We start from the raw sequence: 19,352 nt of genomic DNA, 5'->3' as shown, positions 1-19,352 counted from the left end.
GCTCACACGTCCCGCTTCTCCAGCAGCGCGTAGGCGGCGGCGAACGCGGCAGCCGTCACGCCGAGCATGATCCACAGGGGGTCCCAGCCGGACGGGCCGGAGTCGCTGAGGGACTGGGAGTAGAAGACGCTGAGCTGGTTCGGGATGGAGTACTCGAACAGGGCCTGCTGCAGGTCCTGCAGCGACTCCGAGAACATGAACAGCGCGATGACCAGCGGCGCCAGCAGCACACCGATCATGATCGTGATCGCGCCCGCCGAGTGCCGGATGATCGAGCCGACGACGAGCGAGAGCAGGCCGAGCAGCGCCATGTAGAGCGAGATGCCGACCGTGCCCTTCAGCCACTCCTCGCCGCTGGGGTCCCGCGCGTCCAGCATGGACACGTCGGCGAGGGCGACGAGCAAGGCCGACGCCAGCGTCACCACGAACGCGACCGCGAAGAACACGATCGCCTTCGCGGTCAGCACCCGGCCGCGGGACGGGCATGCGGTCATCGTGGTCCGGATCATGCCGGTGCCGTACTCCGAGGCGGTGGTCAGCACGCCGAGCGTGATGACGCACATGCTGCCGAGCAGCAGCCCGAAGAAGCCGAACGACAGCGGGTTCTCCCGGCTCAGGCTGCCGTCCGGGGAGCTGCCGGCGACCAGCGCGGCGGTGCCCAGGCCGATGCCGACGACGAGCAGCACGAACACGCCGAGCGTCCACATCGTGGAGCGCACCGAGCGGATCTTCGTCCACTCGGAGGCGAGCGCGTGCCCGAGGTGCGTGCGCACGACGGGGATCGGCGAGGTGTAGCCGGGGTACGACGAGCCGGGCGCCGCCTGCCAGTTCGGTGCGGCGGTCTGCGGCATCGGAGGCTGGGGCGTGCTCATCGGGCGTCCTCGGGCTTGGTCGGGGCGGCAGGGGCGGAGGGGGCGACGGGTGCGGGGGCCACGGGCGGCTGTGCCGGGGCCTGCGGCGGCGCGGCAGGGGGCTGAGCCTGGCCCTGGGGCGCCTGGGGCGCGTGCTGGGCGTACGGGTTGGGCGCGTCCGCCCCCGGTGCCGCAGCGGGCGCGCCAGGGGCGCCGTACGGCCCCGGCCCGCCCTGCGGCGCGGCGAACGGCTGCCCGCCCTGCTGGGGCGGCGGCGGGGCGTACCAGCCGGGCTGGCCCTGCCCCGGCACCGGCATCGGCGGCTGGGCGCCCGGCGGCAGCGGCTGTTGGAGACCTGCCTTCTGGTCGATCGTCGAGCGGTAGTCGACGGCACCCTGTGTCATCCGCATGTACGCCTCCTCCAGCGAGGCCTGGTGCGGCGACAGCTCCCACAGCCGTACGTCCGTGTCGTGCGCGATGTCGCTGATGCGAGGGAGCGGCAGCCCGGTCACCCGCAGCGCGCCGTCCTGCTCGGGCAGCACCTGCCCGCCCGCCTCGGCGAGCGCCGTGGACAGCTTCTCGCGCAGCTGCGGCTCGGTGTCGGGCGTACGGACCCGGGCGAAGCCGGCCGAGTTCGCCGCGATGAAGTCCTTGACGCTCATGTCGGCGAGCAGCTGGCCGCGCCCGATCACGATCAGGTGGTCGGCGGTCAGCGCCATCTCGCTCATGAGGTGGGAGGAGACGAAGACGGTACGGCCCTCGGCCGCCAGCGACTTCATCAGGTTCCGCACCCAGAGGATGCCCTCGGGGTCGAGGCCGTTGACCGGCTCGTCGAACAGCAGCACCTGAGGGTCGCCGAGCAGCGCGGCGGCGATGCCGAGCCGCTGACCCATGCCGAGCGAGAAGCCCTTGGAGCGCCTGCCGGCCACGTCCTGGAGGCCGACCACGCCCAGCACCTCGTCCACCCGCCGGGCCGGGATACCGGACAGCTGGGCCAGGGACAGCAGGTGGTTGCGGGCGGCCCGGCCGCCGTGCACGGCCTTGGCGTCCAGCAGGGCGCCCACCTGGCGGGGGGCGTTGGGCAGCTTGCGGTACGGATAGCCGCCGATCGTGACTTGTCCCGCGGTCGGGTTGTCCAGGCCGAGGATCATCCGCATCGTCGTCGACTTGCCCGAGCCGTTGGGTCCCAGGAATCCGGTGACGGAACCGGGCCGCACCTGGAAGGACAGGTTGTACACAGCGGTCTTGTCGCCGTAGCGCTTGGTCAGGCCGACTGCCTCGATCATGCTCCGCACCCATCGAAAGGTTCAGGACAGCGGGGCACACGCCCCCCGTAAGGGTTAGGAGGATACCGAGGCGCTGACGGTTCCGCTCAAGGGCAGGTAAAACTTCGCGCGCCGACGGCTCTCCGGAGCCCCCACGTCCCGCCGCACGCCCCCTGCGCGTCCCGCTATGCGTCCCGCTTCCTGAGCGTGACGTAACCGCCGACGAGTGCCGCGATCACCCACAGCACCATGATCCCGAGCCCGCCCCAGGGTCCGTACGGTGTCTCGTCGTCGACCGGGGTGACCACCTGCATGATCTTGCTGCCGGCCTGGTCGGGCAGATAGCGGCCGATCTTCTCGGTCGCCGAGACGTTGCCGAGGATGTTGGAGACCAGGAAGAAGAACGGCATCAGGATGCCCAGCGACAGCATCGGCGAGCGCAGCATCGCGGCGACGCCCATCGAGAACATCGCGATGAGGGCCATGTAGAGCCCGCCGCCGATCACCGCGCGCAGCACTCCCGGGTCGCCGATCTCCGCCCGGTGCTCGCCGAGCATCGCCTGCCCGAGGAAGAAGGTGACGAAGCTGGTCGCCAGGCCGACGACGAGTGCGAGGCCGGTCGCCACCGCGATCTTGCTGGCCAGGAAGGTCCCGCGGCGCGGTACGGCGGCCAGCGAGGTGCGGATCATGCCGGTGCTGTACTCGTTCGAGACGACGAGCACGCCGAACACGATCAGCGCGAGCTGACCGAGGCTCATCCCGGCGAAGCTGATGAAGGTCGGATCGAAGGAGAGCCTGTCCCGCTCGCTCATGTTGTCGAACTCGTTCGCCGACAGGCCCGAGATCAGCATGCCGAGGGCGATGGTGACCACCACGGCGAGGGAGAGCGTCCACACGGTGGAGGCCACGGACCGGATCTTGGTCCATTCGGAGCGGACGACCTGGGTGGCTGCCATGCTCAGCTCCTCCTCCACTCGTTGCCCCACGACTGCTGCACCTGTCGCTGCTCACGACGCGGCGTGTCCGCGTGTGCGTGGTACTCCACCGACTCCGCGGTCAGCTGCATGAACGCCTCCTCCAGGGAGGCCTGTTGCGGGCTCAGCTCGTGCAGCACGATCCCGTGCCGCGCCGCCAGCTCCCCGATCTGCTCGGCCTTGCTGCCGTCGACCTCCAGCGTGCCGTCCCCGCTCTCCACGGCCGTCGTCCCGGCCGTGTGCAGGACGTCGAGCAGCCGCTCCCGCTGCGGGGTGCGGATACGGACGTACGACCGCGAGTTCCGCTCGATGAAGTCGGCCATGGACGTGTCGGCGAGCAGCCGCCCCTGGCCGATGACCACGAGGTGGTCGGCGGTCAGGGCCATCTCACTCATCAGATGGGAGGAGACGAACACGGTCCGCCCCTGGGCGGCCAGGGATTTCATCAGGTTGCGGATCCAGTGGATGCCCTCGGGGTCGAGCCCGTTGACCGGCTCGTCGAACATCAGGATCCGCGGATCGCCGAGCAGCGCGCCCGCGATCCCGAGCCGCTGCCCCATACCCATCGAGAAGCCCTTGGTCTTCTTCTTCGCGACCGCCGTCAGCCCGACCGTCTCCAGCACCTGGCGCACCCGGCTCCGCGGAATGCCGTTGCTCTGCGCGAGGCACAGCAGATGGTTGAAGGCGCTGCGCCCGCCGTGCCAGGCCTTGGCCTCCAGCAGGGCGCCGATATACGTCAGCGGGTCCTTGAGCTGGTCGTAGTGCTTGCCGTCGATACGGACGTCGCCGACGGTGGGGTGATCGAGGCCCAGGACCATCCGCATGGTCGTGGACTTCCCGGCGCCGTTGGGGCCGAGGAAACCGGTGACGATGCCCGGTCTGACGGTGAAGGTGAGGTTGTTGACCGCCACCTTCTCGCCGTACCGCTTGGTCAGCCCCTCGAGCTCGATCATGCCGCCCACGCTAAAACGGGACAAAGCCCTCTGCCACCCCAGTGGCAGAGGGCTTTGCCAAAATTCAGCAGACGTGTACCGGATCGTTACCGGGTCTGCTGGGCGGGAACCCCCCGGGAGATCGGCTCGTCCTCGGCCGGGGTGCCGGCGGCGGCCACCGCGGCGCCCGTGAGGGTCGCCAGCATCTCGCGGACGTTCGTCAGCTGAGCGTTGATGCTGTCGCGGCGGTTGGTGAGAGCCGCGAGCTCGCGCTCGGATTCCGAACGGATGCGGTCGGCCTTGGCGTTGGCGTCCGCCACGATGTCCTCGGCCTGACGCTGGGCCGTCTCCACCGTCTGGCGGGCCCGGCGCTCGGCGTCGGTGCGCAGCTTCTCCGCCTCCAGGCGCAGCTGCTCCGCGCGGTGCTCGATCTCCGCGAGGCGCTTCTCCGCCTTCTGCTGACGGGACGCCAGGTCGCGCTCGGACTGCTCGCGGCGCTTGGCGAGGTTCGTCTCGAAGTCGGCGGCGGCCTGAGCGGCCTTGGCACGGGTCTCCTCGAAGAGGGCGTCGGCCTCCTCGCGCTTGGACTGCGCGTCCTTCTGCGCCTCGGAACGCAGCTGGGAAGCGTCGCTCTTGGCCTTCTCGACGATCCGGACGCCTTCGTCCTCGGCCTTGGCCTTGCGCTCCGCAGCGAACGATTCTGCGTCGTTGCGGACCTGCTGGGCCGCCGACTCCGCGAGCTCGCGGTGCTGCTCGGCCGCGCGACGTGCCTCCTCGCGCAGATCCTTGGCCTCTTCCTCGGCGAGGCGGAGGATCTTCTCGACACGCGCGCCGAGACCGGCGTACGACGGCTCTGCGTCGGTTACCTGAGCCTGGGCGTTCTGCGTTTCGAGGTGGAGCTCCTCGATGCGCTTTTCCAGAGCGGTGATGCGGGCGAGAGCGCTGTCACGGTCGGAGACGAGCTTGGAGATCCGTTCGTCCACCTGAGCGCGGTCGTACCCACGCCGCACAAGCTCGAAGCCGTAGGGGGAAGTGTCGCTCATGGGGTTCCTGTCGAATGAGACCGGTGAGGTGATAAGTGGAATCCTAGGGGCCGAAGCGGTGTGTCATCGAGCGGATACGTGTTTGATCTGGAGAATGAGACCCCTTTTGAGTGGCTAACCGTCGGACGGCTTGCCAAAAACTTGGTCAAAGGCCCCAGGAGACACCGGAACCCGCTCGCTCCGCTAGCTGTCTGACGACTTGCCACCCGATCGAGGGGCGCCCACCGTCGCACCCGCCTTGACCCCGCCGTCCTTCGCCGCGGCCGGTGTCTCGAAGGACTCCAGCGCCTCCAGGACGTCCTGGACCCGGGAGATTTCGGCGTTGATGTCCTCGCGGCGCCGGACCAGGACCTCCAGCTCGCGCTTGCCCTCCTCGACCGTGCGCCGGGCCTCGCGGACCGCCTCGGCCTTGAGCTCCTCGGCCTCCCGGATCAGCGTGGACCGCTTCTGCTCGGCCTCCTTCAGCAGGCCCTCGGCCTTCTTCACGGCGGCGATACGGACCTTGCCCGCCTCGGAGTTCGCCTCCGAGACCAGCTCCTTGGCCTTCGCCTGCGCCTTGGCCAACTGCTCCTCGGCGGCCTTGATGAGGGCGTCGCAGCGGTCGCCGGTCGACTTCATCGTCTCGGCGGCCTCACGGCGGGCCCGCTCGTGCAGGTCCTCGATCTCGCTCGTGATGCGGTCGCGCAGCTCCTCCGCGCGCTCCCTGATCGAGGTGGCGTCCCGGCGGGCGCCGACGAGCAGCTCGTCCGCGTCCGTACGGGCCTTCTCCACCATCGAGTTGCCCTCGACCGTCGCCTCGGAGACCAGCCGGTCGGCCTCCTTGCGGGCGGCGCCCACCATGGTGTCGGCCTGTCCCTCGGCGTCCGCGGTCGTCTTGTGCGCCTGCTGTTGCGCCTCGGTGAGCAGCTTGTCGGCCTCGGCCGTGGTCTCCGTGATGAGCTTGTCGACCTGCTCGGCCGCCTCGGAGCGCCGCTTGTTGGCGTTCTTGCGGGCCTCGTCGAGGGTGCGCTCGGCCTCCTCGCGCGCGGAGCTGACCAGCCGCTCGGCCTCCGCCGCCGCCTCTGCCTTGACCCGCTCGGAGTCACTGCGGACCCGCTCGGCGTGCTGCTGTGCCGACCCGACCGTCTCCGCGGCCTCGGCGCGCAGCCGCTCCGCGTCCGACGTGGCGTCCCCGACCAGCTTCTCGGCCTTCGCGAGCGCGTCGGTGCGCACCCGGTCGGCCTCCGCGACCGTCTCCGACTGGAGCCGCTCGGCTTCGTTGCGCGCCTCGGTGATGAGGGTGTCGGCCTGCGTCGCCGCGTCCGACCGGATCCGGTTGGCGTCCTCGCGGGCGTCGGCCCGGGTGCGCGACGCGGCCTGGTCGGCCTCGGCGATCGCGTCCGACGCCTCCGTACGCACCCGCTGGGCGTGCTCGGCGGCGTCCGACCGCAGCCGCTCCGCCTCGGCGATGGCCTCCCCGACCGTCCGCTCGGCGAGGGACTTGGCGGCCTCGGACTCCTCGTTCGCCTCGCGCCGGATACGGCCCGCGTCCTCGCTGGCCCGCTCCCGCTCGGCGTAGGCGTCGGAGCGGACCCGGTCGGCCTCCTCCTGCGCCTCCCGACGGGTACGGTCCGCCGCGTGCTCGGCGGCGCTGCGCAGCCCGGCGATCTCCTCCTGGGCCTGCTCGTGCAGCCCGGACACGGAGTCGCGGACCTGCTGGGCGTGCTGCTCGGCCGCCGACACCATCTCGGTGGCGCGCCGGTCGGCCTCCTCGACCAGCCGCACCGCCTCGGCCTGGGCCTCCTCCACCCGCTTACGGGCGGAGGCCAGCAACTCCTCGCTCTGCTCGCGGGCCCGCTCGCGCTCCTGGTCCGCCTCCTGGCGGGCGGAGCCGAGGGTCTCCTCGGCCTCGCGGTGGCGCCGGGCGGCCTCCTCCTGGGCGGCGGCCAGTGTCTCGGACGCCTCCGTGGCGAGCCGCTCGGCGGCGGCCTGCGCCTCCGCTCGGACCCGGTCGGCGGTGTCCTGCGCCTCCGACTTCAGCCGCTCGGCCTCGGCCGCGGCCTCCGACCGCAGGCGTACGGCGATGGCCTCGCCCTCGGCACGGGACGCGGACGCGTCCGACGCGGCCTCGTCGCGCAGCCGGTCGGCCTCGTCCTCGGCCTGCTGCTGGAGCGTACGGATTCGCTCGGCGGCCTCGGCGCGCAGCCGGTCGGTCTCCTCGACGGCCTCGCGCCGGATGCGCGCGGCCTCCTCACGGGCGTCGGTGAGCGCCTGCTCGGCGGCGGCGAGGCGCTGCTCGGCCTCCGACTGCAGCCGCGTCAGCTCCTCGGCGGCTTCAGCGCGGCGACTCTCTATGGCCCGCTCGGTCTCCTCGTGCAGCTCACGCGCGGCGCGCTCGGCGTCGGCCTTGATGCCCTCGGCCTGCTCGACGACCTCCTCGCGGTGCCGTTCGGCCTCCTGGCGGGTGCGCTGGAGTGTCTCCTCGGCCTGGCGGCGCAGTGTCGTCGCCCGCTCGATGGCCTCGGTACGGACCTTCTCGCTGTCCGTCGTGGCCTTCTGGCGCAGCTCGTCCGCGTCCTGCCTGGTCTTGGACAGCAGCTCCTCGGCGGTCTTGGCCGCCTCCTCGATCTGCTGGACGGCCTCCTTGCGGGCCTCCGCGCGGATCTTCTCGCCCTCGGCGACCGCCTCGGAGCGCAGCTGCTCGGCCTCGCCGCGCAGCCGGCGGGCCTCCTCCTGAAGCTCGACCGTCTTGGCCCGGTACTCCTTGGTGTCGTCCTTCGCCGACCCCTTGAGCTGCTCGGCGATGTCGTGCGCCTCGGCCCGCAGCCGGTCCGCCTCGGCCTCGGCCTCGGTGCGGATCCGCTCCGCCTCCTCGGCTGCCGCCTTGGTGGTGTTCTGGGCGTCCTCCTGCGCCTTGTTGAGGACGTCCTCGGCCGTCTTGGCCGCCTTCGACAGCTGGGTCGCGCTCTCCTCGGCGGTGATCGTGCGGGCCTTCTCGGCGGCCTCCTCGACGATCTTCTCGGCCTCGGCACGCGCGTCCGCGACGATCTGCTCGGCGTCCGCCTTGGTGCTCTCCGCCTCCTTGGTGGCCTCGCTGACCAGGCGGGCGACCTGCTCCTTCGCCGTACGCGTGCGCTGCTCGTTGGCCGACTCGGCGCTGGAGAGCGTCTTCTCGGCGGCCGTCTTGGCCTCGGCGACCAGCTTCTCGGCCTCGGACTGCGCCTTGCGCAGCGCCTCCTCGGCCTCCGCCATGCGCTGCTCGGCGGCCCGGCTGAGCTCGGTGGCCTGGCGGCGCGCGGTGTCCGACTCGGTCGCGGTGGAGCTGCGCAGCTGCTCGGCGTGGTCGGTGGCCTCCTGGGCCTGCGTGGACGCGGCGTTCAGCAGCCGCTCGGCGTCCGTACGGGCCCGGAGCAGGATCTGCTCGGCCTCCGCACGGGCCTCCTCGGCCGCGCCGGTGAGGCGCTGCCGGGCCTCGCTGGTGAGCCGCTCGGCCTCGGCGCGTGCGGCGGCCATGGCCTGGTCGGCCTCGGCGCGCGACTCGTCGAGGAGCCGACGGGCCTGCTGCTCGGTCCGGGCGCGCAGCTGCTCCGCCCACGCCACGTTCTCGTTGACGTGCGACTCGACCGTCTGCCGGCGCTCGGCCAGCTCCTGGTCCAGCTGCTGGCGGCGGGTCACCGCCTCCTGGTGCAGCTCGGCCTGCAACCGGGCCGCGTTCTCCGCGTGCTCCTGGAGGATGCGCTGGGTCTGCGCCCGGGCCTGGCTCAGCTCCCGCTCCGCCTCCTGGCGCAGCTGGTCGGCCTGGACCTGGGCGTTCCGCAGCAACTGCTCGGCCTGATAGCCGATGTCACCGCCGTCGAAGGCCGGCCGGGACATGATGGTGCGCCGCGCCTCGTGCAACTTGGCGCGCAGCACCTCGACCTGGTAGCCGAGGTCCTCGGCGTGCTGGATCGCCTTTTCCCGCTCGGTCTTCAGCCGATCCATCTCGGCCTCGAACCGAGAGAGGTGGTCGACGTCAGCCGCCGGCTCTCGCTCCTGGCGTTCGTAGCCCCGCACTGCGCGGTCCCATCCGTCCCCTGGTCGCAAGTCTCTCCATACGAGCACCGTCCATCCGCCGAACGGGGCCCCCGGGGAATGGTGTCAGATCAACGGCGGAGCACGGGCTGTTGCCCCACCCTCGTCCCCCGAAACCCGGACCCCGGAAACGGTCCCACCGTTGACGGAGGGGCCGGGTCACCCTGGACTGAGCGGCGACCGCCCCCAACCCTACCGGCCCATATGTACGGGGGTCAGTGCTCAGGTGACTCAACAGGCGCCGAAGTGACCAGTTCTGTCAGTACGCCATGGCAATCCTTGGGGTGCAGGAAGGTGATCCGTGACCCCATGGAGCCGCGTCGCGGCTCTTCGTAGAGAACGCGTACGCCCTTGTCCTTGATGTCCGCGGCGTCGCCGTCCACGTCCGCCGTACCGAAAGCGATGTGGTGGACACCCTCGCCGTTCTTGTCGAGCCACTTCGCGACGGTGGAGTCCGGGCGGGTGGGTTCGAGAAGTTGCAGGTAGGAGGCTCCGCCGTCGGAGGTGTCATTGATCTTGAGCATGGCCTCGCGGACGCCCTGCTCCTCGTTGACCTCGGAGTGGAACACCTCGAAGCCGTAGGTGGCCCGGTAGAACTCCACGGTCTTGTCCAGGTCGAAACAGGCGATCCCGATGTGGTCGATTCGCGTCAGCATGGAACTCAGTGCAGCGCTCCCGAGGTGGTTACGCAACGTGCGCGCGATCACACCGACGGCCCGGTGACGGCACGGAGTGCCACTCAGTACATTCGAAGTAAACCCTCGTTCACTCCTCGGCAGTGCAGCCGGAAGGGGATCGCACCTCATGTCTGGAACGAACAGCACGACCTCGGTCATCGTCGCGGGCGCCCGTACGCCCATGGGACGGTTGCTGGGCTCGCTGAAGTCCTTCTCGGGAGCCGACCTCGGCGGCTTCGCGATCAAGGCCGCCCTCGACCGCGCGGGGATCGGCGGCGACCAGGTGCAGTACGTGATCATGGGCCAGGTGCTGCAGGCCGGCGCGGGCCAGATCCCGGCCCGCCAGGCCGCCGTGAAGGCCGGCATCCCGATGAACGTCCCAGCGCTCACCGTCAACAAGGTGTGTCTCTCCGGCCTCGACGCGATCGCGCTCGCGGACCAGCTGATCCGCGCCGGCGAGTTCGACGTGATCGTCGCGGGCGGCCAGGAGTCCATGACCAACGCCCCCCACCTGCTGCCGAAGTCCCGCGAGGGCTTCAAGTACGGCGCGGTCGAGATGATCGACGCGATGGCGTACGACGGTCTGACCGACTCCTTCGAGAACATCGCCATGGGCGAGTCCACGGAGAAGCACAACACCCGCCTCGGCATCCGGCGCCCCGAGCAGGACGAGATCGCCGCCCAGTCCCACCAGCGCGCGGCCGCCGCCCAGAAGAACGGCATCTTCGAGGCCGAGATCACCCCGGTCGAGATCCCGCAGCGCAAGGGCGAGCCGGTCGTCTTCAGCAAGGACGAGGGCATCCGCGCGGAGACCACGGCGGAGTCGCTGGGCAAGCTGCGCCCGGCGTTCTCGAAGGACGGCACGATCACCGCGGGTTCGTCGTCCCAGATCTCGGACGGCGCGGCCGCGGTCGTCGTCATGAGCAAGGCCAAGGCGCAGGAGCTGGGCCTGGACTGGATCGCGGAGATCGGCGCGCACGGCAACGTGGCGGGGCCGGACAACAGCCTTCATTCCCAGCCCTCCAACGCCATCGCGCACGCCCTCAAGAAGGAGGGCCTGGAGGTCGCCGACCTCGACCTGATCGAGATCAACGAGGCCTTCGCCGCCGTCGCGGTGCAGTCAATGAAGGACCTCGGAGTGTCATCGGAAAGGGTGAACGTCAACGGCGGAGCGATCGCCCTGGGGCACCCGATCGGTATGTCGGGTGCGCGGCTCGTCCTGCACCTGGCCCTGGAGCTGAAGCGGCGGGGCGGCGGCGTGGGCGCGGCCGCCCTGTGCGGTGGCGGCGGCCAGGGTGACGCGCTGATCGTGCGGGTACCCAAGGCCTGAGTCCCCTGTGCGGGACGTCGTAGGACCTCTTTCGTGAACGGAGCTGTGATGCAGGACGTCTCCACCCTGGTGGCCCAGGCCAGGGAAGGCCGGCCGCGGGCCGTGGCCCGGCTGATCTCCCTGGTGGAGGGGGCGTCCCCGCAGCTGCGGGAGGTCATGGCGGCACTGGCCCCGCTGACGGGCAACGCGTACGTCGTCGGCCTCACCGGCTCCCCGGGCGTGGGCAAGTCGACGTCCACGTCCGCCCTGGTGACGGCGTACCGCAAGCAGGGCAAGCGGGTCGGTGTCCTGGCCGTCGACCCGTCCTCGCCGTTCTCGGGCGGCGCCCTGCTCGGCGACCGGGTGAGGATGTCCGACCACGCCTCCGACCCCGGCGTCTACATCCGCTCGATGGCGACGCGCGGCCACCTGGGCGGCCTCGCGTGGGCCGCCCCGCAGGCGATCCGCGTCCTGGACGCGGCGGGCTGTGACGTGATCCTGGTCGAGACGGTGGGCGTCGGCCAGTCGGAGGTGGAGATCGCCTCGCAGGCGGACACCTCGGTGGTCCTCCTCGCCCCCGGCATGGGCGACGGCATCCAGGCGGCGAAGGCGGGAATCCTGGAGATCGGCGACGTGTACGTCGTCAACAAGGCCGACCGCGACGGCGCGGACGCCACCGCCCGCGAGCTCAACCACATGCTCGGCCTCGGCGAGTCGCGCGGCCCCGGCGACTGGCGCCCCCCGATCGTCAAGACGGTGGCCGCACGCGCCGAGGGCGTCGACGAGGTCCTGGAGGCGCTGGAGAAGCACCGCGCCTGGATGGAGGAGCACGGCGTCCTCGCGGAGCGCCGCCGCGCCCGCGCCGCCCGCGAGATCGAGACCATCGCCGTCACCGCCCTGCGCGAACGCATCGCCGACCTCCACGGCGACCGCCGGCTAGGCGCGCTGGCAGAGCGGATCGTCGCCGGGGAACTGGATCCCTACCGGGCGGCGGACGAACTGGTGGCCGGGCTCACGCGGACCTGAGCCCCGCCCCCGCGCGGGCACTTCGTGGAGGCAACTCGCGGACCCCGCTGATAAGTTGAACGACATGTACCTCCTCATGGCATAGGGCTCGCCCTGACCGCGCACGGTCCACGGCCTGTCGGCCGGGGCCGTCGCGGCGGTTCGGCGTCCCCTTTCCGCCTCGAGTCGAGGAACTCCCGTGTCTTCCACGTCTGTCGCGCGGCCTTCGTATGCCGCCGTTCTCCGGATCCCGTACGCCCGTCGCACCTTCGCCGCCGCCCTGCTGGGCAGGCTGTCGTACGGGATCGTCCCGCTGGCCGTGATGCTCGCCGTGACCCGGGCCTCCGGGTCGTACGCGGTGGCGGGCACCGTGATGGCGCTGTTCTCCGGGACCAGCGTCTTCCTGTCGCCCGCGAGGGCGGCCCTGATCGACCGGTACGGGCCGCGCCGGGCGCTCGTGCCGATGGCCGCGGCCTATACCGCGTCGCTCGGGCTGCTGACGGTGGTCGTCTGGCGCCCGGGAGCCGCCTCCCCGCTCGTGCTGGCTGCCGTGACCGCCGCCGCGGGCGCCTGTACGCCGCCGCTGGGGCCGACCATGCGGGCCGTGTGGGGCAGGATCGCCGGCGACCGGGCGTTGGTGCAGCGCGCCTACAGCCTGGACGCCGTCGCCGAGGAACTGCTCTTCGTCTCGGGGCCGTTGCTGGTCGGCGTGGTCGTCGGGTTCGCTCCGCCGGCCCTCGGGATCGTCGTCGGGGCGGTGCTGATCGCGGCCGGGACGGCGGGGTTCGTGTCCTCGCCGGCCGTTCGGGAGGTGCCGCCCGGCGACGCGCGGGAGAAGTCGCGCGGCGAGGGGCGGCGTCGGGTGCTGCGGGGGATCCGGCGGCCCGTGCTCGCCGCCACGGGGGTCGGGCTCGCGCTGGGTGCCGTCGAGTTGCTGGTCGTGGCGTTCGCCGACGGGCGCGGTCACGGCGGTGAGAGCGTGGCCTGGGTGCTGGCCGCGCTGTCGGCCGGAAGCGCCGTGGGCGGCCTCGCCAACGGGGCCGTCACCTGGCGTACCGCGGCAGGGCTACGGCTGGTGTTGCTGGCTGCCGGCCTGGGGCTGGCGTTGATCGGCGCGGGGCTGGCCCCGGGGCTCGGCACGCTCGCGGCGGCCATGGCGGTCGCCGGGCTCTTCGTGGCCCCGACGATCACCACCGCGTATCTCATCGCCGACGAGGCCGCCGCGCCCGGCGCCCGGGTCCAGGCCGGGGCCTGGGTGAACACGGCCGTCAACGCCGGGATCACTGCAGGCACCGCGGCCGCAGGGGTGCTGGTCGGACGGCTGTCCACGGGGTGGTGCTTCGCGGTGACCGGCGCGGTGACACTGCTCGCTGCCCTGGCCGTGGCGAGGGGCGCCACCCGTGACGGGGGCGCCCCTGCGGAAGAGGAGGTGAGGGAGGCACGGGACGGGGGTGCCGTGCGGGCGGTCTGACGTCAGTCGTCGTCGCCGTCGCGGTCGTCCTGACCGTTCCGGCCGTCCCGGTCGTCGTCGTGGACCTGGGTGACCTTGCCGGTCTTGAGGTCGACCTTCCACTCGCCCTTCGTGGTCTCCACGCTCCAGGCCGCGGGGCCGTCGTCGTCCAGGTCGACGTCGGTGACGGTGCCCTTCGCCGCGGCGGCCACGGCGGCCTCGCGGGCGTCCACGCTCGCGCCCTTCAGCGCGGTGAGGTCCTCGCGGCCGTCGTTGTCGTCATCGGCGTCGCGCTGGGCGCCGAGGACCTTGCCGTTGTCCGCGGAGACCCGGACGTCGTAGTCGGTGCCGTCGCCCTTCACGACGTTCACCTCCCAGACGTTCGAGCGGTCGTCGTCCAGGTCGGCGGCGACCGCCGTGCCCGGCGTGTGCTTCAGCGCGGCCGCGATCGCGTCGGCGGCGGTGACCTTGGTGGCGGTGGTCGCCGTACGGCCGTCGGCGGCGTCGTCGTCCCGGTCGTCGGCGGCGTCGTCCGCCCGGTCCGCCCGGTCCTCCGCCGCGTCCTCCGCGCTGTCGTCCCGGTCGTCGGTGACCCGGACACTGGACTGACGCTGCGTGGGCGCGCTGTCGTCGTCACCGGACGCGTAGGCCGCGACGGTGCCGCCTCCGATCAGGGCCGCGGCGGCGACGGTGGCGATGACGATGTTGCGCTTCATGGGGTTCCCTCCCGGGTCGTTGCGTTTCGCGTCGTTCCGTGTGACTTCGTGTCGCTTGGTTTCGACGAGGACCAATCTGCCGAACCGACGCTGAGAGGAACCTGAAGCCCCCTGAAGAGATCTTCAGCTTCGCTTTGCGAACCTTTACGCATGCGCCTGTTGATCGTGGAGGACGAGAAGCGGCTGGCCCTGTCGCTCGCCAAGGGCCTGACGGCCGAGGGATACGCCGTGGACGTCGTCCACGATGGCCGGGAGGGGCTGTACCGGGCCTCGGAGGGGTCGTACGACCTCGTGATCCTCGACATCATGCTGCCCGGCATGAACGGCTACCGCGTCTGCGCCGCCCTGCGCGCCGGCGGCCACGACGTGCCGATCCTGATGCTCACCGCCAAGGACGGCGAGTACGACGAGGCCGAGGGGCTGGACACCGGCGCCGACGACTACCTGACCAAGCCGTTCTCGTACGTCGTCCTCGTCGCTCGCGTGAAGGCGCTGCTGCGGCGCGGGGGACAGGGGGCAGGGGCCTCGCCCGTGCATGTCCACGGAGATCTCAAGGTCGACACCGCCGCCCGCCGGGTCTTCCTCCGTGACGGCGAAGTGGTCCTCACCACCAAGGAGTTCGCGGTGCTCGAGCACCTCGTGGTGCGGGCCGGGGAGGTGGTGTCCAAGACCGAGATCCTGGAGCACGTCTGGGACTTCGCCTACGAGGGCGACCCGAACATCGTCGAGGTGTACATCAGCACCCTGCGACGCAAGCTGGGCGCCGGGCTCATCCGGACGGTGCGCGGGGCCGGTTACCGGCTGGAGAGAATCGAGGCAACGCCATGAGCGGCCGTCTGTTCGGTTCCGTCCGGTCCCGGGCGACGCTGGCCGCCACCCTGGTGGTCGCCGTGGCACTGGTCGCGGCCGGGACCGCCGTACTGCTGTCGCTTCGGTCCAACCTGGTCGGGCAGGCCGGCACGGAGGCGGAACACACCGCGCGTGCCGTCGCCACGGACATCGCGCTCACGCGCCCCGGTCAGCCCCTGTCGGCGGACAACGACGAGCCCGTCCAGGTCCTCGACGAGAAGGGGAAGCTGCTCGCGGCCAGCGAGGACCTTGAGCGGATCAGCGGCACGGGCACCCAGGCGGTGCGGCCGCAGCCGCAGACCTCACCGGGCAGGGACGGGAGCGGCGAGGACTCCGACGACGACGCCGACGACGAATCCGCCCTCGAATCCCTCGAACCGGGCGAGATCAGCGAACACACCAGCTTCACGAACGGCACCGCCACGCTCGACGGCGAGACCGACGACTACCGCTTCGCCGAGGTCCACGTCGAGGTCGAGGGCCGGGGACAGCTCACCGTGTATGCGGGCGCGCCCCTCTCCGCCGAGCAGAGCGCCGTCCGGACGGCGTTGACCGTCATGCTGATCGGCTTCCCGCTGCTGCTGGCGGTCGTCGCGGGCGTCACCTGGCTGGTCACCCGGCGCGCCCTGCGCCCGGTGGAGGGCATCCGCAGCGAGATGGCCGCGATCACCGCGTCCGAGGACCTCGCGCGCCGCGTGCCGGTGCCGGACACCCACGACGAGGTCGCCCGTCTCGCGCTGACCACGAACGAGACGCTGGCCGCGCTGCAGACCTCGGTGGAGCGCCAGCGCAGCTTCGTCGCGGACGCCTCGCACGAGCTGCGCAGCCCGATCGCGTCCCTGCGCACCCAGCTGGAGGTGGCCGCCGCGCACCCCGAGCTGCTCGACCTCGACGGCGCCGTGGAGGACACCGTACGGCTCCAGGACCTCGCGGCCGATCTGCTGCTGCTCGCCCGTCTGGACGCGGGGGAACGGCCCGCTGACACACGGTTCGACCTCGGTGCGCTGGCCCGCGAACAGGCCGCGGGGCGTGCGGGTGTGACGGTGGATGCGCAGACCCTGGAGGTGGCCGGGTCACGGGCGCAGGTGGGGCGGGTGCTCACCAACCTGCTGGACAACGCCCGGCGGCACGCCCGCTCGGAGGTCACGGTGACCGTGCGGCGGGAGGGGGACCGGGCTGTCGTGGCCGTCGCCGACGACGGGGACGGGGTGGCCGAGGCCGACCGGGAGCGGATCTTCGAGCGGTTCGTACGGCTGGACGAGTCCCGTAGCCGCGACGACGGCGGTGCCGGGCTGGGCCTGGCCATCGCCCGCGACGTCGCCGTACGGCACGGGGGCACGCTCACCGTGAGCCGGGGGCCGGCGGGCGGAGCCCTGTTCGAACTCCGCCTGCCGCAGGCTCACTAGTACCGGTCCGTGTTACGGACGTCCCCGCTGGCCGCGCAGGTGCTCCGCGATGGGCTTGAGGGCCTTGTCGAGTTCGGTCATGGACTCGGGGGCCAGCAGGTCGATGAAGTGTCTCCGCACAGACGCCACATGATGCGGCGCGACCTTCTTCATGGTCTCCATACCGTGCTCGGTGAGGACCGCGTAGAGCCCGCGGCGGTCGGACTCGCAGTTCTCCCGCCGGACCAGGTTCGCGTTCTCCATCCGGGTGATCTGGTGGGAGAGGCGGCTCTTGGACTGCAGGGTGGCCGACGCGAGGTCGCTCATCCGCATCCGTACGTCTTCCGACTCGGAGAGATTCACCAGGATCTCGTAGTCGTTCATTGTCAGGCCGAACGGCTGCAGGTCCTTTTCGAGCTGGTACGTCAAGAGCCTGTTGACCTCCAGGTGGGTGCGCCAGGCGCACTGCTCCGCATCGGTCAGCCAGTGGGTGGCCGTCTCGGTCTCCATGAATGAAGTCTACCTAAAAAGTTGAAAGGCGAACTAGTGAGGGTTTTCTGTGACATCCCTGTGTGCGCACACGTTCGATGTCACACTCCGCAGACTACCGCTCACAGCCCGAAGCGACGCTGGAGGTCTCCCAGCTGTCCGGGAAGGCGCTGTGTCCCGGCCGTCTGTGAAGGGCCTGTGTGCGCCCCGCCGGCACCCGGTACTCCGGCCTCCGGCGGAACCGCCCCCGTGGCCTGCTCGGCCATCAGGGTCTCGGTCGACTGGAGCAGGACCGTGCCGGCTCCGACGAACTCGAACTGATGCTCCTCTCCGGAGGCCCCGCCGAGGCCTGTCAGTGCACGTAGACCGCCCATTACGCCGGTCATGTAGCCATGGTCGTAGTGGTGGCACGGCGACGGGCAGTCGGCCCAGCCGACGAGTGCCTGCGGGTCCACCCGGATCGGGGGTTCCATGAACACCACCGGACCGTTAGATGCGGCCACGAACTTTCCGGTTCCGATGAGTGTCAGAAAACCCGGCACGATCGATTGTTTGAGTGCGAGAGTTGGCTGAAAAGCGAGCAGGTTGCCCGAGCGAATGGTCAGATTGCCGTCTTCGAGGTCGTACGAGTTCACGTCGAATGCCCGGTCGGCCAGCAGCATCTTCCCCGAGCCCGAGGCCACGACCCAGTCGCTCGCGTGCAGAGGCGAATGAAAGGACGTACGGACAAGACGGTCGAGTCGGCCGTGCCCGACGCCGTTGAACTCCATGGAGCCGTAGTAGGCGATCATCTTCCCCTTCTGGAGGAACCACTGGCTCCCCTTGAGCTCCACGCAGAAGGTGTAGGCGTTGACGTTGTCGTCGGAGGGCAGCGTCGCCGGGTCGAGGACGGGGGGTCCGTAGGGGCTCACAGCTTCTCCTCCGACGCCTGGACGTACACCGCACCGCTCCCACTCAGCTCCAGCTGGAAGGCCTCGCCGGAGCCGCGCCCCACCATGTCCCGCCAGCCCAGCGCCGTGGACAGCTTGTTGCGCACGTCGCCGTGGTGTGCCACATAGGCCTGGGGATCGACATGGACGGGCCGCTGCGGGGTGATCGGAATCTCGAAGACACCGCCATGCGCCATGACGGCCACAGCGCCGTGCCCCTTGAGGGTGGTCGTGAACAACCCCTGCCCGCTGATCTGCCCCCGGACCATGCCCATGACGCCGCCCTGCGAGCCGAGGAACATCGTGCCCTGCTGGAGCGTGCCCTCGAAGGCGAGGAGGCGGTCCGCCTCGACGCACAGGGTGTCGCCGGAGAGGTTGATCACCTGGACGTGATGGCCGCCGTGCCCGAAGAGCACGGTCCCACTGCCCTCGACGCTCATCAGCGGGGTGTCCTCGTTCGCGACCCGGCGCCCGATCATCGACATGATCCCGCCCTGGCCGCCGGCCACGTTCGGGGTGAAGGACACCTCACCCTTGTAGGCGAGCATCGCGCCGCGCTGACTGAACAGCCGCTGGCCGGGCGCGACCACGGCCTCGACCATCCTGGAATTGATCTCACGGAAGCCCATCTCACACGTCCCCCGCGATCGTGTTCCGCTCGCTCGGCTGTACGTACACGAGCCCGTCCCCCTCGAACCGGATCTGGAAGGCCTCGCCACCGCCTTCCCCCATGAGCGTGCGGAACGTCACACCGGACTGGAAGGACTGCCGCAGATTCCCCTGATGGGCCACGTACGCCCCCGGATCGACCGTCAACGGATACTGCGCACTGACCCGCAGTATGACGGCCGGCCCGTCCGACATGATCGCCGCCTGTCCATGCCCCTCGACCGTGGTGGTGAACAGCCCGTTGCCCTGCGAGGCGCCACGCATCCCCGTGAAGCTGGTCCCCGTCCGCAGCCCCGCGTCCGTGGCGAGCAGATTGCTCGACTCCACGAACAGCTTGTCGCCCTGGAGGTTCACGAGATTGATCTCGGAGGCCCGGTCCGCGAACCAGCACGTCCCGTGCCCCTTCACCTCCATCACCGTCATCTGCTCACCGGTCAGGCGCCGCGTCACCATGCCACGCAGCCCCTCCCCACCGCCGCTCATCTTCTTGAAGGCCATCTGCCCGTCGTACGCGACCATCGAGCCGTTCTTCGCCTTCACGGCATCCCCGGTCATGTCGACGGCGAGCACCTTGCTTCCTTGAAGTCGGAACATCGCCACGGGGCGAAGGTAGCCCGCGGTGCCCGCCGCCAACAGATCCTGTGGGTGGACTTCACCCCTGACGCGACCCCCACCCGCACCCACCCCCAAACGTTTGCCACAATGGGCGAGCGTTTGTGCTTGCGTTCACAAGCGCCCGTCTCCTCCCAACCCACCGAA

17 protein-coding genes are annotated in these 19,352 nt (G+C 70.9%); 5 read left to right on the top strand and 12 right to left on the bottom strand.

The genetic code is table 11. From position 1 onward, the window contains the following. Positions 1-2 precede the first annotated feature (2 nt). The 7 genes from ADK36_RS22605 to mce form a co-directional block, all read right to left on the bottom strand. On the bottom strand, positions 3-872 hold the full coding sequence (locus tag ADK36_RS22605) for an ABC transporter permease subunit (protein WP_053198764.1): 870 nt from the start codon (positions 870-872) through the stop codon (positions 3-5). Continuing rightward, on the bottom strand, positions 869-2,137 hold the full coding sequence (locus tag ADK36_RS22600; RefSeq protein WP_053198762.1) for an ABC transporter ATP-binding protein: 1,269 nt from the start codon (positions 2,135-2,137) through the stop codon (positions 869-871). Before ADK36_RS22600 ends, ADK36_RS22605 begins: the two co-directional genes overlap by 4 nt. 164 nt (positions 2,138-2,301) lie before the next feature. Beyond that, the gene (locus ADK36_RS22595; protein ID WP_048582915.1) at positions 2,302-3,072 is read right to left on the bottom strand and encodes an ABC transporter permease; all 771 of its coding nucleotides are present in this window, start codon (positions 3,070-3,072) and stop codon (positions 2,302-2,304) included. A 2-nt stretch (positions 3,073-3,074) separates the two neighbouring features. Then, on the bottom strand, positions 3,075-4,043 hold the full coding sequence (locus ADK36_RS22590; RefSeq protein ID WP_048582914.1) for an ABC transporter ATP-binding protein: 969 nt from the start codon (positions 4,041-4,043) through the stop codon (positions 3,075-3,077). Positions 4,044-4,129: 86 nt separating this feature from the next. Continuing rightward, positions 4,130-5,065: a cellulose-binding protein gene (locus ADK36_RS22585; protein ID WP_030046672.1), complete on the bottom strand. Its 936-nt coding sequence runs from the start codon at positions 5,063-5,065 to the stop codon at positions 4,130-4,132. A gap of 183 nt (positions 5,066-5,248) precedes the next feature. After that, on the bottom strand, positions 5,249-9,097 hold the full coding sequence (scy, locus tag ADK36_RS22580) for a polarized growth protein Scy (protein ID WP_053198760.1): 3,849 nt from the start codon (positions 9,095-9,097) through the stop codon (positions 5,249-5,251). Between the two features lie 233 nt (positions 9,098-9,330). Continuing rightward, on the bottom strand, positions 9,331-9,771 hold the full coding sequence (gene mce / locus ADK36_RS22575; RefSeq protein WP_048582912.1) for a methylmalonyl-CoA epimerase: 441 nt from the start codon (positions 9,769-9,771) through the stop codon (positions 9,331-9,333). 148 nt (positions 9,772-9,919) lie between these two features. Between mce and ADK36_RS22570 the strand changes: the two genes are divergently transcribed. The 3 genes from ADK36_RS22570 to ADK36_RS22560 all read left to right on the top strand — a co-directional run bounded on the left by ADK36_RS22570 (position 9,920) and on the right by ADK36_RS22560 (position 13,577). Beyond that, entirely contained in the window at positions 9,920-11,122 is a 1,203-nt protein-coding gene (locus ADK36_RS22570) for an acetyl-CoA C-acetyltransferase (protein ID WP_048582911.1), read from the top strand. Positions 11,123-11,170: 48 nt separating this feature from the next. Beyond that, the gene (gene meaB, locus ADK36_RS22565) at positions 11,171-12,127 is read left to right on the top strand and encodes a methylmalonyl Co-A mutase-associated GTPase MeaB (protein WP_030046677.1); all 957 of its coding nucleotides are present in this window, start codon (positions 11,171-11,173) and stop codon (positions 12,125-12,127) included. Positions 12,128-12,305: 178 nt separating this feature from the next. Further along, positions 12,306-13,577 carry an MFS transporter gene (locus ADK36_RS22560; protein ID WP_053198758.1) on the top strand — a complete coding sequence of 424 codons (1,272 nt, stop codon included), beginning with the start codon at positions 12,306-12,308 and terminating at the stop codon, positions 13,575-13,577. A gap of 2 nt (positions 13,578-13,579) precedes the next feature. Here the strand turns inward: ADK36_RS22560 and ADK36_RS22555 are convergent, their stop codons facing one another. Continuing rightward, a complete protein-coding gene (locus ADK36_RS22555; protein WP_048582909.1) occupies positions 13,580-14,272 on the bottom strand; it encodes a PepSY domain-containing protein in 693 nt (230 codons plus the stop codon). A gap of 150 nt (positions 14,273-14,422) precedes the next feature. Here ADK36_RS22555 and ADK36_RS22550 point away from each other — a divergent pair, with 150 nt between their 5' ends. After that, complete coding sequence (locus tag ADK36_RS22550) at positions 14,423-15,100, top strand: response regulator transcription factor (protein WP_053198756.1); 678 nt, start codon at positions 14,423-14,425, stop codon at positions 15,098-15,100. After that, the gene (locus ADK36_RS22545; RefSeq protein WP_048582907.1) at positions 15,097-16,527 is read left to right on the top strand and encodes a sensor histidine kinase; all 1,431 of its coding nucleotides are present in this window, start codon (positions 15,097-15,099) and stop codon (positions 16,525-16,527) included. Before ADK36_RS22550 ends, ADK36_RS22545 begins: the two co-directional genes overlap by 4 nt. Positions 16,528-16,539: 12 nt before the next feature. Here ADK36_RS22545 and ADK36_RS22540 read toward each other — a convergent pair whose 3' ends face one another. From ADK36_RS22540 to ADK36_RS22525, 4 genes are all read right to left on the bottom strand, one after another. Then, a complete protein-coding gene (locus ADK36_RS22540) occupies positions 16,540-17,016 on the bottom strand; it encodes a MarR family winged helix-turn-helix transcriptional regulator (RefSeq protein WP_048582906.1) in 477 nt (158 codons plus the stop codon). Between the two features lie 101 nt (positions 17,017-17,117). Beyond that, positions 17,118-17,906 (bottom strand): AIM24 family protein, encoded by a 789-nt coding sequence (locus tag ADK36_RS22535; RefSeq protein ID WP_048582905.1) that lies wholly within the window; start codon positions 17,904-17,906, stop codon positions 17,118-17,120. Continuing rightward, on the bottom strand, positions 17,903-18,553 hold the full coding sequence (locus tag ADK36_RS22530) for an AIM24 family protein (protein WP_048582904.1): 651 nt from the start codon (positions 18,551-18,553) through the stop codon (positions 17,903-17,905). Before ADK36_RS22530 ends, ADK36_RS22535 begins: the two co-directional genes overlap by 4 nt. A 1-nt stretch (position 18,554) precedes the next feature. Next, positions 18,555-19,187 (bottom strand): AIM24 family protein, encoded by a 633-nt coding sequence (locus tag ADK36_RS22525; RefSeq protein WP_048582970.1) that lies wholly within the window; start codon positions 19,185-19,187, stop codon positions 18,555-18,557. Positions 19,188-19,352 lie beyond the last annotated feature (165 nt).

Source organism: Streptomyces viridochromogenes, assembly GCF_001270495.1.
Taxonomy (GTDB): Bacteria; Actinomycetota; Actinomycetes; order Streptomycetales; family Streptomycetaceae; genus Streptomyces; species Streptomyces viridochromogenes_A.
The sequence above is the reverse complement of the archived record's forward strand: the minus strand, read 5'-3'. Positions and strand labels throughout refer to the sequence as shown.